Below are 14247 nucleotides of genomic sequence, written 5' to 3' on the forward strand. Positions count from 1 at the left end.
AAGATCATGACGATCACCGGAGGCTGCCTGTGCGGCAAGGTGCGCTACACATGCGAAAGCGATCCGCTGCTGTGCGTCACCTGCCATTGCAAGAATTGTCAGCGCCAGGCAGGCAGCAGCCTGTCGGTGATCATCGGGGTGCCGGAAGGTGCAGTTGCCTTCGAAGGCGAGCTCACGACCTATAACGACACCGGCGATAGCGGCGCGACTGTCAGGCGGCAGTTCTGCGGCACCTGCGGATCGCCGGTCTTTACCCGGGTCGAAAGCCCGCCGGGGATGATGTTCATCAAGGCCGGGACGCTGGACGACACCAGCATTCTGAAACCCGCTTTCCACTGCTATGCCAAGAGCAAGCAGGACTGGGTCGATCTCGGCAAAATCCCGGCCTTTGAAACTGTCCCCGAGGGCCTTTAGAACAGCCCCGGTAACTCGCGCTGGGCCGCGTTCGGCCGACGCGGCATCAGCGCTTCGCGCTCTGGCAGATCAAGGCCGATGCGTTCCCGCTGGGCCTCGTTCAGCCCGCCTGCGACATTATCTGTCCCGGCACCCGAGATCGGCGTGCACACCCGTCCGGCAAGGAAATCGAGCGCCGCAGCAATCGAGGCTTCGGCAGGATCGCCAAGCGGCCGGGTCAGGTCATCGCCTGCGCGGCAGGTGTTCGGCACAACGCTGGCAAGGCCGGTGTAGTACTCGCCCTGATTGTTGGCATTGACTGTCTGGAAGGCTACCGCCCGCACCCGCAGATCGCAGGCTGTCAGGTCAAAGCCCGCCTGGCCTACTGGCTTGCCGAAGGAATTGGCGCCTACCAGGGCGATGTTGTTGCCCAGATAGGGCAGCAGCGAATTGGTGACGAGTTCGCTCGCCGAGGCGCTTGCTCCGGTTGTAATCACGGCCACCTTGGTCGGCGCAATCGCATTGGGTTCGGACTGGAGGTTTCGGGTCTGGTTCTCACTCGCCTTGGATGGGCGCAGCACCGTCCGGCTCCACACTTGACCGACCCGGCCAGCGCCCATCAGGTCGCCCATTGTGTCGCCAACGCTCACCAGTCCGCCGCCGTTATAGCGGAAATCGATGATCAGCTCGGTCACGCCTTGTGCAGCGAACTGGCCATAGGCGGCCCTCAACTGGTTGGCAGCATCCGCGATGATAAAGGTGCGAAGGTTGATATAGCCAACCCGCCGCCCGCCATCGTTGAGAATAAGCGCGCCGTAACGATCCGACACCGGGTCGAGCGAAAACTCGGTCTTAGTGATATTGCGTTCAATGGTTGTGCCGTTCGGCTGAACGAAGCGCAGGACGCGAGATGTGCCGGCAGTCGAGGGGCCAAGGGCATTCGCGACTGCCTGCCCACCGCCGCTGGCAAACAGGCTTGAGACTGTCTGAAGGGTGTTGCTGCTGGTGCCGATCGCGATGATCTCGCTCCCGCGGTCAAGCCCGGCGGCAAAGCCATTGGCGCTTTCGTAAGCCTCAGTCACGAACAACCGCCCATTGGGCGTGTCGTAGAACAGGCGGATGCCGAAGCCGGCCGATGCGCCAGAATTGATCAAGGCGTTTTCTTCCGCGATCGAGTTCGCGAAGGTGAAGAAGCGGTCACGCCCGAGATTGCGGGCCGGGGCTACACGCGCATCGAGGTAACTTTGCAGATCGTTGAAGGCACCCGGATTGGCCGCAGCCAGCAGATCGGGAAAGAGGTACCATTCGTTGAGCACACCATCGGCGAAGTCCTGCTGAGCGCGCAGGCTGCATGCCGTGTTCGTCGGGGGCGGTGTCGGGGTGGGTGTCGGCGATCCGCCACCGAATGACGGGGGCGAGGATGATCCTCCGCCACCACATGCAACGAGGCTGACAGAAAGCAGAAGGCTCAGGACAGTGCGACCGGTTTTCATTGAAACAGCCAACTCCGGGATCAAGGGGGTGGGGGTTACTGGGAGACAGAGGATGCAATTACGCCGGAGCAAGAGCAAGCCACGCCCATATGAAAATCCGGCGAAATGCCGAAAAACGTGACCATTTTGCCTGCATTTGCTGGGTTTTCCTCAGAAACCGGCAAAAACTGCCTTGCCAAGGCTCGTCTACGGCATCCGAACGCACTAGCACGGCATCAGGAACTGACAGAATCATGACCGATTTTCCCGACTGGCTTGCACCCCAAGTGCCTGCGCCCGCGCGCCATCCTGGCCTCGCGATTGCGAAGCTGGGCTCAGCTCAGACGCTCGCGCGCGGCGGCTTTGCGCTGACCAGTCCGGCCTTCCGGGCAGGGGACGAGCTTGATGCCAGCTTCACCGCAACCGAGGAAGATGCCGTCGCGCCGCCGGTTGAATGGACCGCGCCGCCGCCGGGTTCGCAGGAACTGGTGCTGATTGTCGAGGACGCTTCGTCCAAAGGGGGCGAGCCCGCTTGTCATTGGCTCGTCTGGGGTCTGGCTGGCCAGCGCGGAAAGCTGCTCGAGGGGGAAACCCCGCCACGCACTGGGAAGAACGCGGTTGGCAATTCCGAATGGCTGTTGCCTGATCCGCCCGAAGGCGAGACGCGCCACTATCTCTTTCAACTTTTCGCCACCGACCTGCCGCTGGTGCTGATGCCCGGCGCGGGGAGGGCGGAACTGCTCGCATCATTGCAAGGGACGGTAACCGCCTGCGCAACGCTTCACGCCACCTTCACCGGAGGCGGAGAGGATGATGATGCGGATTTTGACGACGACGATTTCTGATTAACCTGCCACTTACATAAGGGAGTTGATGATGGCTGGCACGACCAACGCACTGCAGAAGCCGGTGACGCTTTCGGGTGAACTCGAAGCGCTGATCGGCAAGGGCCCGATGACCCGCGCTCAGGTTACCTCGAAGGTGTGGGAATATATCAAGGCCAACGGTCTTCAGGACACCAAGGACAAGCGTCAGATCAATCCCGATGCCAAGCTCGGCGCGGTGATCGGCAAGGACCAAATCTCGATGTTCAAGATGACCGCTGCGGTCTCGAAGCACCTGAGCTGATCCTGACGCCCCGCAAATCCGCGGGATGACAGACAAGCGGCGCGCGGCCCTTCAGGGTTCGCGCGCCGTTTTGTTGTCACGACTCACCCACCACGCCAGCCAGATGATGGCGGGCTGGGCGAACATGCGCGGGACGTGATAGGCAAGTCCAAGGCCGCCGTCGGCCCGCGCCAAGTCGAGCATGAAGTGGTTGATGTTGGCAGGCCAGACGCACAGCGCATAAAGCGCCAGCCCCCAGCCAGCCGCGCGGCGCAAAGGCGGCGAGAAAGGCTGGACAAGGCCGATCGCCCCGAAGATTTCCGCCACGCCGGTCCCCAACACCACCGCTTCAGGCGCAGGCACCCAACCCGGCATGATCGCCAGGAACGGGGCGGGCTCCAGCAGGTGGATCACCCCTGCCAGCAGATAGAACGCGGCGAGCAGCCAACGCATGACACACTTGGTCACGCACCCGGTTCCCATCCCGGCGGAGCCAGCGTGAAGCCGGAAAAATCGAACCCCGGCACGACCACACACGAGACGATGCTGTAACCATGGCGCGGCTTCCCAAAGGCGCGCGCGGCCTGCCACGCGTCCGGTGCGACGAGACCCTGCAATTGCTGCCCGGCGCTGATATCGGCACCAAGGATAATCGAGCGCGCCGAGGCATAGTCGTTTTCGGCAAGGCGCAGTTCAAGCGGATCGCCTGCCTGCCACAGCCACAGCTCGGTCGCATCGACCTTGTGCCAGTGTGAGGCCTCACCAGCGCGCAGCAGGAAGATGATCGCGGTGCCGCTCGCTCGCCCATCCGGGCCGGGCGGGCCGCGCCATGTCTCGCGATACCAGCCGCCCTCGGGATGGGCAGCCAGGCCCAATTGTTCGATCAGCCTGGCCGCGCTATCCATGTCGTGATCCTTGCCTGACATTTCTTTCCCGCCCGTCCGGGCGCTCTAGCTTCGGGAGCTTCCTTGATGCAACTCTCCGCCACCTCCCGCCTTGCTCTTGTTGCAGCAATGCTGATGGCCAGCCCGCTCGCCGCGCAGGATGCGCCGGTCGATGCTGCCACCGCGACCGCCAATGCTGCGCTGGAAGCAGCCCCGGTGTTCGACGGCCATAATGACATCCCCAACCAACTGCGTGATCGCCGGGCGAACCAGATCAACAGCTTCGATTTCGAGGACACCACCGACACTGGCGAAGACCATTCCCAGGGCCGCGCGCTGCATACCGATCTGGCGCGCCTGAAAGAGGGCAAGGTCGGGGCGCAGTTCTGGTCTGTCTACGTCCCCTCCAACCCGGATGAGGCGGAGGCGGTACAGGAGGTGATCGAGCAGATCGACGTCACCAAGCGCCTGATCGCGCGCTATCCGCAAGCCTTGCGCTTTGCCACCACTGCCGACGAGGTGGAGCGGGCCATGGCCAACGGCAGGGTCGCGTCATTATTGGGGATGGAGGGCGGCCATTCGATCGGATCGAGCCTTGCCGTGCTGCGCCAGCTCCACGCGCTGGGCGCGCGCTACATGACGCTGACCCACAACAGCAACACGCCCTGGGCGGATGCCGCGACCGATACGCCGGTGCATGACGGGCTGAGCGAATTCGGCAAGGATGTGGTGCGCGAGATGAATCGGCTGGGGATGCTGGTGGATCTCAGCCATGTCAGCGAGGCGACGATGATCGATGCGCTCGACGTGGCCAAGGCACCAGTGATCTTCAGCCATTCGGGCGCGCGGGCGATCAACGGCCATGCGCGCAACGTGCCGGACAGCGTGTTGCGGCGCCTGCCCTATAATGGCGGTATCGTAATGGTTGTGGCTCTCCCGCGCTTCATCAACGAGGAACTTCGCCAGTGGGGCGCGCAGCGGGATGCCGAAGCGGCGCGGCTGAAGGCGCTGTGGCTTGGTCAGCCAGCCAAGGTCGCCGAAGGCTTGGCGGTGTGGGACAAGGCCAATCCCGAACCCAAGAGCACCATTGCCCATATGGCCGATCACATCGATCACATCCGCGAAGTCGCCGGTGTGGAGTCGATTGGGATTGGCGGCGACTTCGACGGGATGCCGAGTGGGCCGATCGGGTTTGAGGACGTGCGCGGCTACCCGCTGCTATTTGCAGAACTCGCACGGCGTGGTTACTCGCAGGCGGAATTGGAAATGATCGCCAGCCGCAACATCCTGCGGGTGATGCGCGCCGCTGAAGCCTATGCGGCCAGCGTTGCGGATCAGCCGCCCATCGAAACGCTCATCAATCCGCCTGCCGGTGCGGAGTGATCAATGCGCCGCCCGAGCGAGAGCCGGGATGATCCACACGAGGCTCATCGCCACCACCGCAAAGCCGAGGCTGAAGCCCAGCACATAACGCAGCCCGGTATTGCTGACTGCACCGCGCGCTGCTTCGTCGTGGATGCGGATGGTGTCGTTGTTTTCGGCCATTATCGCTCTCCCCTGTTCTGATTGACGCTACGGAAAGATGTTCCGTAACGTCAATCAACAGTCAAGAGCCTGGAATGTTCCGAAAAGTGCCAATCAGTCGCGCAGCAGTTCGTTGATGCCGGTCTTGGAACGGGTTTGGGCGTCCACTGTCTTGACGATCACCGCGCAGTAGAGGCTGGGGCCGGGGCTACCGTCAGGCAGGGGCTTGCCGGGCATCGATCCGGGGACGACCACCGCATAGGGCGGCACTTCGCCCATGTGGACCTTGCCGGTGGCGCGATCGACGATCTTGGTCGATGCGCCGAGATAGACCCCCATCGAAAGCACCGCGCCTTCGCCCACGCGCACGCCTTCTGCCACTTCAGCGCGCGCGCCGATGAAGGCGTTGTCGCCGATGATGACCGGCTCGGCCTGAAGTGGTTCGAGCACCCCGCCGATTCCTGCGCCGCCCGAGATATGGACGTTGGCGCCGATCTGTGCGCAGGACCCGACTGTTGCCCAAGTGTCGATCATGGTGTTCTCGCCGACATAGGCGCCGATATTGACGAAGCTTGGCATCAGCACTGCGCCCTTGCCGATGAAGCTGCCGCGCCGCACCACCGCGCCGGGGACAACCCGGAACCCGCCCTCGCGGAAGCGGCTTTCGCCCCAGCCCGCGAACTTAAGCGGCACCTTGTCGAAGGCGGATTCGCCGGCCGCGCCATGTTCCATCACGCGGTTGTCATTAAGGCGGAAGCTCAGCAGCACTGCCTTCTTGAGCCACTGGTTGACAGTCCAGCCACCATTGCCGTCCGGCTGGGCTACGCGCGCTTCGCCGCTGTCGAGCAGGGCAAGGGCGTCGGCGACGGCATGGCGAACCTCGTGACCAGGGCTCACGTCCGCGCGGTTTTCCCAGGCGGCTTCGATGGCGGCGATCAGCTTGTCACTCATGCAGGTTCTCCGGCGGGCAGTGTTTGCCTCGCGCGCCTAGCGGTGACGGGAGAAGACGGCAAGCGTTACGCGGGCATTCCTGCAGCGAGAGCGAATTGGTGGGCCCGCTCCGCCAAGGGCCGCACGCGTTCGCTCATCGCCTGAGCATGGGCGCTGGAGGCCGTCCCGTCGATAACCCGCTTCTTGATGCCCTGCATGATGCCCGCGAGGCGGAACAGGTTATAGGCGAAATACCAGTCCATCGGCGGGACGGGGTAGCCGGTGCGCGCCACGTAACGCGCCACCGCTTCCTCGACGCTGGGGATGCCGAGCGCCGCCAGATCGAGGCCCATCAGCCCCGCGCGCCCGTCGGCGGGCTGGAACCAGTTGAGCATCAGGTAGCTGAAATCGGCAATCGGATCGCCCAGCGTCGACAGCTCCCAGTCCAGCACCGCGATGATGCGCGGTTCGGTCTTGTGGAAGATGACGTTGTCGAGCCGGTAGTCGCCATGCACCACGCTTGATCCGTGCTGCGGCGGAATGGTCTGCGGCAGCCATGCGATCAGCGCTTCCATCTCCGGCATGTGTTCCGTTTCGGAGAGCTTGTACTGCTTGGTCCAGCGGGCGATCTGGCGCGCGCAGTAATCATTGGGTTTGCCGAATTCGCCCATGCCGATCGCCTGCGGATCGTTGAGGTGCAGGTCGGCCATGGTGTCGATCAGCGCATGATAATGGGCGCGGCGTTCCTCCGGCGAGAGGCCGGGCAGGGCACCGTTCCACAGAGAGCGTCCATCGGCCAGGCTCATTACGAAGAACTTGGAGCCGAGAACTTCCGGATCTTCGCACAAGCCGAACGTGCGAGGAACCGGGAAGCCGGTAGGGTAAAGACCTGACATTGCTGCATATTCTCGGTCAACCGCGTGGGCCGAGGGCAGTAACTTCCCGAAGGGCTGGCGGCGCAGCACGTAAGATGCGCCCGGCGTGTCGATCCGGTAGGTCGGGTTCGACTGGCCGCCCTTGAACTTGGTGTAGCTGATCGGCCCGGCGAAGCCTTCGACATTGGCCTCGAACCAAGCGGTCAGCGCGGCAAGGTCGAGCGCGTCCTTCTCGGTCACTTCGACCGTGCCAACCATTTCCTTGTCGAAATCGATGTTATTCGTTTCTGGCATTAGTCAAACACCACGACAGTGCGGGCCGAATGTCCAGCGCGCATGGTATTGAAGCCCTCGTTCACTGCTTCGAGCGGGATGCGCTCGGCGATGATCGTGTCGAGATCGAGCAGCCCGCGCAGGTAGAAATCGACGAGGCGCGGAAGATCCACGGGAAAGTGGTTCATCCCCATGATCGCGCCCATCAGTTTCTTGCCGCCAAGCAAGTCCATCGCGCCGAGGCCGACCTTGCAATCGAGCGGCATCATGCCGAGGATCACCGCCGTCCCCCCGCGCCGGAGGCTCGCCACCGCCAGATCAGCCGAGGCCTGCCGTCCGACCGCCTCGATCCCCCAATGCACCCCGCCGCCGGAGATGGCGATGATCTGCTTGGCGGCGTCTTCCGCCAGCGCATCGACCGTATGGGTCGCGCCCAGCACTTCGGCCAGCGCCCGCTTTTCCGGCAGAGGATCGGCGGCGATGATCTTGCCCGCGCCCGCGATTTTCGCGGCGTTGATGGCCGCCAAGCCCACGCCTCCGCAGCCGACCACCAGCACGGTTTCGCCCGGGGTCACCTTGCAGGCGTTGAAGATCGTCCCCGCACCGGTCGTCACCGCGCAGCCGAGCAACGCCGCGCGGTCGAAGGGCATGGCCTTGTCGATGGCGACGCAGGCGTGTTCGTGGATCAGCATCTGTTCGCTGAGGGCCGAGAGGTTGAGCATCTGCGCCACCGGCGCAGAGCCATCGGCAAAAGCGATGCGCGGGGCTTCACCCTTCTGGCGGCGCGTGTCGCCGCCAAGGCACAGCGCCATGCGGCCCGTCACACAAAACTCGCAATGCCCGCAGAAAGCCGAGAGGCAGGAGACGACGTGATCGCCCGGCTTGACCGTGCGCACTTCGCTGCCGACCGCGCGAACCACGCCCGCAGCCTCATGCCCCGGAATGCAGGGCAGGGCGTGGGGGTAGTGGCCGTCGATGAAGTGCAGATCGGAATGGCACAGGCCGCAGGCCTTGGTGTCGATCAGGACTTCATGCGGGCCGGGCTCGGCATAGGTGACTTCGGCGATTTTGAGGCCCTGACCGGGGGCCTCAAGGATGGCGGCTTTTGCCATGAGCAATACTTTCCGTTCGGTTCGAGCCCACCGCCTTGCGGTAAACGGGCGGGCCTGAAAGGATAGTCGAGAACCGTTCGTGTCGATGTGTCTCGACTACGCTCGACACGAACGGGTGTGTTTTTCTGCGTTCAGCGCGCCACGCCCATGTCGCCCGAGCTGAAGCTCTGGCCGTCATTGGCCGCGCGTCCGTGATCGCCGCGCAGGGCGTTGGCCGTCGGGCCGGGGCGCGGAGCGTGCTTGGCGAACTCCATGTGGGCGATGGAACGCGCGTGGACCTCGTCCGGGCCATCCGCCAGACGCAGGGTGCGCTGGTTGGCATAGGAGCGCGCGAGGCCATAATCCTCCGACACGCCGCCGCCGCCATGGGCCTGGATCGCATCGTCGATGATCCGCAGCGCCATGTTGGGGGCCTGCACCTTGATCATCGCGATTTCCTGCTTGGCCGCCTTGTTGCCGACCTTGTCCATCATGTCGGCAGCCTTGAGGCAGAGCAGGCGGGTCATCTCGATGTCGATGCGGGCGCGCGCGACGCGCTCTTCCCAGACCGAGTGCTTGTAGACCGGCTTGCCGAAAGCCTCACGCTCCTGCAGGCGGCGGCACATCTTTTCGAGCGCCTCTTCCGCCGCGCCGATGGTGCGCATGCAGTGGTGGATGCGGCCCGGCCCGAGGCGGCCCTGCGCGATCTCGAAGCCGCGGCCTTCGCCCAGCAGCATGTTGGTGACGGGGACGCGCACGTCCTTCATCTCCACTTCCATGTGGCCGTGCGGGGCATCGTCATAGCCGAAGACGGGCAGGTGGCGGATGATGTTCACGCCGGGGGTGTCAATCGGCATCAGCACCATCGACTGCTGGGCATGACGCTGAGCGGCAAAGTCGGTCTTGCCCATCACGATCGCGACCTTGCAGCGCGGATCGCCAAGGCCCGACGACCACCACTTGCGCCCGTTGATGACGTAGTGATCACCGTCGCGCTCGATCCGGGTTTCGATGTTGGTGGCATCCGATGATGCGGTGTAGGGCTCGGTCATCAGGAAGGCCGAGCGGATCTCCCCGTTCATCAGCGGACGCAGCCATTCTTCCTTCTGCTCGCGCGTGCCGTAGCGGTGGAACACTTCCATGTTGCCGGTGTCGGGCGCGGAGCAGTTGAACACTTCGCTCGCCCAGCCGATGCGGCCCATTTCCTCGGCGCATAGCGCATATTCGAGGTTGGTGAGGCCCGGCCCTTCGAACTCGAAGGTATCGTCGACATGGTGGTGGCTGTCATTGCGCGGGGGCATGAACAGGTTCCAGATGCCCGCTTCCTTGGCGAGCGCCTTCTTGTCCTCGATGATCTGGATCACCTTCCAGCGATCACCTTCAAGATCCTGCTGCTTGTAGGTGTCCATGTTCGGCCGAACGTGCGTCTCGATGAAATCGCGCACGCGGTTGCGCCAGTAGACCTGACGTTCGGTGGGTTCGAAATCCATGGGGGTGTTCCTCTCTCGTCCTCAATTGCAATCGAATCTGAATGTGACCGTGGCAGAGGCTTGGGGCCGCGCCAAGCTCTCATTTGTGCGGCGCTGGCACTCCGTCGGCGGCTAGAATTGGCCCGTCGGGAAGTGGGGTTACGGCCTTGCGGCTGGCTTTCGCCCGGCGCTCTGCGAGCCGGTTGACCCGCTCTTCATGCTCCTCGCGGGTGATGGGAAAGCGCGCCAGCCACCATGCGGAAATGACCGCGAGCAGCAGCATGGCGCTGCCGTAGGAGAGCAGCAGGCTGGTTAGCACGTCTTGCGGCACAGTGCCGGGAACAGCATCGGGGGCAAGCTGCGAAAAGGCGATGATCTGGCCCGACAGGAAGATCCCCGCCCCGGTCGCGCATTTCTGCACCAGCCAGTTGCCCGAGTAGAACGATCCCTCGGCGCGCCGCCCGGTGCGTTCTTCGAAAGCTTCGACGATCTCCGCGATCATCGATGTGGCGGAAACCAGCGAGATAATCCCCAGTCCCGTCGCAATCATCGCAAAGCCGAAGAACAGCGCCGCCGATGCGGTGCTGCCGGGTGAGGGCCAGAACCCCACAAGCAGCAGCGTGTAAGGCACCATTCCCAGAACCGTGCCGACAATCATGCCAAGCCCGGCGGCCTTCGCCTTGCCGAAGCGGCGGTGCAACGGGCCGATGGTGACGAACATCAAGACCACCGCACCAAACAGCACAAGCGGGAAGAACATCAACTGGGTGCGGGTCAGCTGCAGGACGAACAGATTGATGTAATTGGTGATGGAGAAGTTGAGCCCCTGATGGATGTAAGCCGCCAGTCCCCCTGCCGCAAAGATCAGGAAGGCACGTTCGGAAAAAGCTTCGTGGATCTCGGCAAAGGCACCCTTGATCGTAAAGGGGCCTGGTTTGGTGTCGGGCAGGCGGGCGACCAGCCTGTGCTGGCCGAGCGCCGATCCGATCACCGAGACTGCCATCAACACCGCGCCGAAGACGCCGAACGCGTAGTAACCTTCGCGCTGCAACAGCCCCTCCGGTCCCGGCATGAACACCGTATAGGCCAGCACCATCATGCCCAGCCCGCCGATCCAGCCACCCAGCGCGCGGTACCGGAACAGGGTGGTGCGCTCGTCGTAATCGGCGGTGATTTCGGGGACGAGGCTGATCGAGGGTACCTCGCAGGCCGACAGCAGCACCCGCACCGCGATGGCGATACCGACAAGGCCCATGAAACTCGGCGCTTCGCCGGTTGGCGGGCTCCACATCATCACCCAGGCAAAAGCGAGGGGAATCGGGGCCGCATAAAGCCATGGCAGGCGGCGGCCCCAGCGGGTGTAGGTGCGGTCGGAAAGGTTGCCGAGAACCGGATCGACCACCGCGTCAACCAGCAGCGCGATCAGCAGGGCGAGGCTGACCAGCCCTGCGTCCATCCCCAACACCTGATTGTAGAAGATCAGCAGGAAGAAGGAAAAGCCATTGTCCTTCACTCCGAAGGCCACGGCCCCAAAGCCTTGCACCAGCTTGAGCCGCATCGGCAGCTTGCCCGCGATGATGCCCGTACTCCTGCTCACGCACAGCACCTGATGCTGGTAGTCAGCCTGCCGAATCCGGCCAATTTCTCTCTCCCTTTTTCGGTTTCGAACCTAGACCGATTGGGTGGCGCGTCAATCGTGCTCAGGCTGACGCTACGGCATCGTGGCATGTATCAAGACCGCTTGCAGGCGTGCTCCGAATGCCACTAACGTAAGCGTCAAGTGAGAGACACCAGAGAGGAGACTCGGCCCATGGCTGATCTGGAAACATTCCGCACCGAAACCCGAGCCTGGCTCGAAGCCAACTGCCCGCCCGAAATGCGCGAGCCAGCCCGCGATGACGAGGACGTCTATTGGGGTGGCCGGCGCGCGACCTTCAAGAATGATGCGCAAAAGGCATGGTTCGAGGCCTGCGTGGCCAAGGGCTACACCGTACCGGCGTGGCCCAAGGAATATGGCGGCGCGGGGCTGTCGCCGGCCGAAGCCAAGGTGCTGCGCGAGGAAATGAGCCGCATCAATGCGCGCCCGCCGCTTTCGAGCTTCGGCATCTGGATGCTCGGCCCGGCGCTGCTGCAATTCGGTACCGAAGGCCAGAAGCAGCGCTTCCTCAATGAAATCGCCCGCGGCGAGATCCGCTGGTGTCAGGGCTATTCGGAACCCGGTTCGGGCAGCGATCTGGTGTCCTTGCAAACCTATGGCGAAGACAAGGGCGATCACTGGGTCGTCAACGGACAGAAGATCTGGACGTCCTATGCCGATCAGGCCGACTGGATCTTCTGCCTCGTCCGCACCGACAAGAACGACAAGTACAAGGGCATCACCTTCATGCTCTACGACATGGCAAGCGAAGGGGTGACGACAAAGCCGATCCTGCTGATCAGCGGCAATTCACCCTTCTGCGAGACCTTTTTCGACAATGTGAAGGTCCCCAAGTCCTATGGCGAGGATTGCCCGGCCTATGTCGGCGAGGTGAACCGCGGCTGGGACGTGGCCAAGTATCTGCTCGGCCACGAGCGCGAGATGATCTCGGGCGCGGGCGGGGGCGAGCGCAGCGCCGCGATCGGCGCGATGATGAAGCGCCATGCGGTCAAACTTGGCGACGAGCTTGATCCCGTCCTGCGGGCAGAGCTTGCCATGTTCGATGTCGACGCGCTGGCCTATACCGCGATGGGCGAGAAGTTCCTCGACGAGATCAAGGTCGGCAAGGCGCACCCCGCGCAGCCGAACATGATGAAATATGTCGGCACCGAGCTGAACAAGCGCCGCCACGAGCTGATGATGGCGGTCGGCGGCTCGCGCTCTCTCGAATGGGAGAGCGAGGACACCGGCGGCGGCAAGCCAGCGCGCGGCTGGCTTCGCACCAAGGCGAACTCGATCGAGGGCGGCACCTCGGAAGTCATGCTCAACGTGATTTCCAAGCGCATCCTTGATCTGCCGGGAGCCTGATCCGGCCACAGCATTCACCGGGCCGCTTCCGCCTGACGGGAGCGGCCCGCATGACACCAGAAATCGGGAGAGGGAAAACCAATGCCCCTGTATCACAATGACGATCAGGCGATGCTCGCCGATACCGCCAGCGGCTTCATGGCCGAGGAAGGCAATATCGCCAAACAGCTGCGCCACTGGCGCGACCGCAACTGCAAGGACGGCTTTGGCCACGGCCTGTGGAAGCAGATGGCCGAAATGGGTTTCACCGGCATGCTGGTGGACGAGGCCGACGGCGGGCTCGGTATGGGCCATGTGGAGGCCGGGATCGTGCTCGAGGAGATCGGCCGCAATCTCACCCCTTCGCCGTTTCTGACTTCGTCCGTGCTGGCGGCAACCGCGCTGAAGCACGGCTCGGATGATATGAAGGGCCGCTATCTGCCCGGCCTCATCGCAGGCGACAGCGTGTTCGCCGTCGCCATTGACGAGACCGCAAAGCACCGCCCCAGCCGCATCGCAACCCGCGCCGAGAAATCGGGTAACGGCTTCCGCCTGACGGGCTCCAAGAGCTTCGTGGTTCAGGGCGCCAGCGCCGATATGATCGTGGTCGCCGCGCGCACTTCCGGCAGCGATGAAGACGCGGACGGGATCACGCTGTTCGCCGTGCCGAAAGATGCGAGCGGCATGACCCATGACGCGGTACGCCTGGTCGACAGTTCCATGGCGACCCACACGAAGTTCGACGGGGTCGAATTGGACGGCGATGCCGTCATCGGCGAGATCGACGGCGGGCGCGCGGTGCTCGATGCGATGCTCCTGGCAGGCCGCGTCGGCGCAGCAGCCGAAGGCGTGGGCGTTGCCCGCGGGGCGATGGACATGACCGTCGATTACCTCAAGCAGAGGAAGCAGTTCGGGAAATTGATCGGCGAGTTCCAGGCATTGCAGCACCGCGCCAGCCACCTCTATTCCGAAGTCGAGATTGCCCGCGCTGTTACGATCAAGGCGCAGCAATTGCTCGATGCGGGCGCGGAAAGTGCTGATCTGATGGCGAGCGTCGCCAAGGCCAAGGTCGCCAGGGCAGCGCGGCTGGCGGTGCAGGAAGGCGTGCAGATGCACGGCGGCATCGGCATGACCGATGAATACGACATCGGCCTCTACATGAAGCGCGACCGCGCGCTGGCCGAGTTCCTCGGCGATGCCTTCTTCCACGCGAACCGCGTGGCCACCTTGAGCGGATATTGATCAC

Annotated in this window: 15 protein-coding genes; 6 read left to right on the plus strand and 9 right to left on the minus strand. The window is 63.6% G+C overall.

Annotated features, from left to right (window positions below; all coding sequences use genetic code 11):
- Positions 1–6 precede the first annotated feature (6 nt).
- Positions 7–414, plus strand: coding sequence for a GFA family protein (locus CHX26_RS05665; protein WP_104941532.1), 408 nt, complete (start codon positions 7–9; stop codon positions 412–414).
- Here CHX26_RS05665 and CHX26_RS05670 read toward each other — a convergent pair.
- A complete protein-coding gene (locus CHX26_RS05670; RefSeq protein ID WP_335682321.1) occupies positions 411–1709 on the minus strand; it encodes a S41 family peptidase in 1299 nt (432 codons plus the stop codon). The genes CHX26_RS05665 and CHX26_RS05670 overlap by 4 nt on opposite strands.
- Before the next feature lie 410 nt (positions 1710–2119).
- Between CHX26_RS05670 and CHX26_RS05675 the strand changes: the two genes are divergently transcribed.
- The gene (locus CHX26_RS05675) at positions 2120–2710 is read left to right on the plus strand and encodes a YbhB/YbcL family Raf kinase inhibitor-like protein (RefSeq protein WP_104941534.1); all 591 of its coding nucleotides are present in this window, start codon (positions 2120–2122) and stop codon (positions 2708–2710) included.
- Positions 2711–2738: 28 nt separating this feature from the next.
- On the plus strand, positions 2739–2993 hold the full coding sequence (locus CHX26_RS05680) for an SWIB/MDM2 domain-containing protein (protein WP_442956920.1): 255 nt from the start codon (positions 2739–2741) through the stop codon (positions 2991–2993).
- 51 nt (positions 2994–3044) lie between these two features.
- On the opposite strand, the gene CHX26_RS05685 is transcribed toward CHX26_RS05680, so the two are convergent.
- Both CHX26_RS05685 and CHX26_RS05690 read right to left on the minus strand, forming a co-directional pair.
- Positions 3045–3425, minus strand: coding sequence for a DoxX family protein (locus CHX26_RS05685; RefSeq protein ID WP_442956925.1), 381 nt, complete (start codon positions 3423–3425; stop codon positions 3045–3047).
- Positions 3426–3436: 11 nt separating this feature from the next.
- Positions 3437–3877 carry a cupin domain-containing protein gene (locus CHX26_RS05690; protein WP_104941536.1) on the minus strand — a complete coding sequence of 147 codons (441 nt, stop codon included), beginning with the start codon at positions 3875–3877 and terminating at the stop codon, positions 3437–3439.
- A gap of 66 nt (positions 3878–3943) precedes the next feature.
- Between CHX26_RS05690 and CHX26_RS05695 the strand changes: the two genes are divergently transcribed.
- Positions 3944–5239: a dipeptidase gene (locus CHX26_RS05695; protein ID WP_104943290.1), complete on the plus strand. Its 1296-nt coding sequence runs from the start codon at positions 3944–3946 to the stop codon at positions 5237–5239.
- Here the strand turns inward: CHX26_RS05695 and CHX26_RS15845 are convergent, their stop codons facing one another.
- From CHX26_RS15845 to CHX26_RS05720, 6 genes are all read right to left on the minus strand, one after another.
- Positions 5240–5401 (minus strand): hypothetical protein, encoded by a 162-nt coding sequence (locus CHX26_RS15845; protein WP_172449721.1) that lies wholly within the window; start codon positions 5399–5401, stop codon positions 5240–5242. It abuts the gene before it with no gap.
- Between the two features lie 93 nt (positions 5402–5494).
- Positions 5495–6331, minus strand: a complete 837-nt coding sequence (gene dapD, locus CHX26_RS05700) for a 2,3,4,5-tetrahydropyridine-2,6-dicarboxylate N-succinyltransferase (protein WP_104941537.1) — start codon at positions 6329–6331, stop codon at positions 5495–5497.
- Between the two features lie 65 nt (positions 6332–6396).
- Positions 6397–7479, minus strand: a complete 1083-nt coding sequence (locus CHX26_RS05705) for a phosphotransferase family protein (protein ID WP_104941538.1) — start codon at positions 7477–7479, stop codon at positions 6397–6399.
- Positions 7479–8570, minus strand: coding sequence for a Zn-dependent alcohol dehydrogenase (locus CHX26_RS05710; RefSeq protein ID WP_104941539.1), 1092 nt, complete (start codon positions 8568–8570; stop codon positions 7479–7481). Before CHX26_RS05710 ends, CHX26_RS05705 begins: the two co-directional genes overlap by 1 nt.
- Before the next feature lie 131 nt (positions 8571–8701).
- Positions 8702–10039 (minus strand): acyl-CoA dehydrogenase family protein, encoded by a 1338-nt coding sequence (locus tag CHX26_RS05715; protein WP_104941540.1) that lies wholly within the window; start codon positions 10037–10039, stop codon positions 8702–8704.
- A gap of 79 nt (positions 10040–10118) precedes the next feature.
- A complete protein-coding gene (locus CHX26_RS05720) occupies positions 10119–11615 on the minus strand; it encodes an MFS transporter (protein ID WP_233997297.1) in 1497 nt (498 codons plus the stop codon).
- 213 nt (positions 11616–11828) lie between these two features.
- Between CHX26_RS05720 and CHX26_RS05725 the strand changes: the two genes are divergently transcribed.
- On the plus strand, positions 11829–13022 hold the full coding sequence (locus CHX26_RS05725; protein WP_104941541.1) for an acyl-CoA dehydrogenase family protein: 1194 nt from the start codon (positions 11829–11831) through the stop codon (positions 13020–13022).
- 81 nt (positions 13023–13103) lie between these two features.
- Positions 13104–14243 carry an acyl-CoA dehydrogenase family protein gene (locus CHX26_RS05730; protein WP_104941542.1) on the plus strand — a complete coding sequence of 380 codons (1140 nt, stop codon included), beginning with the start codon at positions 13104–13106 and terminating at the stop codon, positions 14241–14243.
- The last annotated feature ends 4 nt before the right edge of the window (positions 14244–14247 follow it).

Source organism: Porphyrobacter sp. HT-58-2, assembly GCF_002952215.1.
In the GTDB taxonomy this organism is placed as follows: Bacteria; Pseudomonadota; Alphaproteobacteria; order Sphingomonadales; family Sphingomonadaceae; genus Erythrobacter.

What these genes read in the sequence shown, in the direction of transcription:
- CHX26_RS05715 (WP_104941540.1), bottom strand. Translation starts at nt 10,039, where the DNA reads ATGGATTTCGAACCCACCGAACGTCAGGTCTACTGGCGCAACCGCGTG.
- CHX26_RS05665 (WP_104941532.1), top strand. Translation starts at nt 7, where the DNA reads ATGACGATCACCGGAGGCTGCCTGTGCGGCAAGGTGCGCTACACATGC.
- CHX26_RS05710 (WP_104941539.1), bottom strand. Translation starts at nt 8,570, where the DNA reads ATGGCAAAAGCCGCCATCCTTGAGGCCCCCGGTCAGGGCCTCAAAATC.
- CHX26_RS05690 (WP_104941536.1), bottom strand. Translation starts at nt 3,877, where the DNA reads ATGGATAGCGCGGCCAGGCTGATCGAACAATTGGGCCTGGCTGCCCAT.
- CHX26_RS05695 (WP_104943290.1), top strand. Translation starts at nt 3,944, where the DNA reads ATGCAACTCTCCGCCACCTCCCGCCTTGCTCTTGTTGCAGCAATGCTG.
- CHX26_RS05705 (WP_104941538.1), bottom strand. Translation starts at nt 7,479, where the DNA reads ATGCCAGAAACGAATAACATCGATTTCGACAAGGAAATGGTTGGCACG.
- CHX26_RS05685 (WP_442956925.1), bottom strand. Translation starts at nt 3,425, where the DNA reads ATGCGTTGGCTGCTCGCCGCGTTCTATCTGCTGGCAGGGGTGATCCAC.
- dapD (WP_104941537.1), bottom strand. Translation starts at nt 6,331, where the DNA reads ATGAGTGACAAGCTGATCGCCGCCATCGAAGCCGCCTGGGAAAACCGC.
- CHX26_RS05680 (WP_442956920.1), top strand. Translation starts at nt 2,739, where the DNA reads ATGATGGCTGGCACGACCAACGCACTGCAGAAGCCGGTGACGCTTTCG.
- CHX26_RS05725 (WP_104941541.1), top strand. Translation starts at nt 11,829, where the DNA reads ATGGCTGATCTGGAAACATTCCGCACCGAAACCCGAGCCTGGCTCGAA.
- CHX26_RS05675 (WP_104941534.1), top strand. Translation starts at nt 2,120, where the DNA reads ATGACCGATTTTCCCGACTGGCTTGCACCCCAAGTGCCTGCGCCCGCG.
- CHX26_RS15845 (WP_172449721.1), bottom strand. Translation starts at nt 5,401, where the DNA reads ATGGCCGAAAACAACGACACCATCCGCATCCACGACGAAGCAGCGCGC.
- CHX26_RS05730 (WP_104941542.1), top strand. Translation starts at nt 13,104, where the DNA reads ATGCCCCTGTATCACAATGACGATCAGGCGATGCTCGCCGATACCGCC.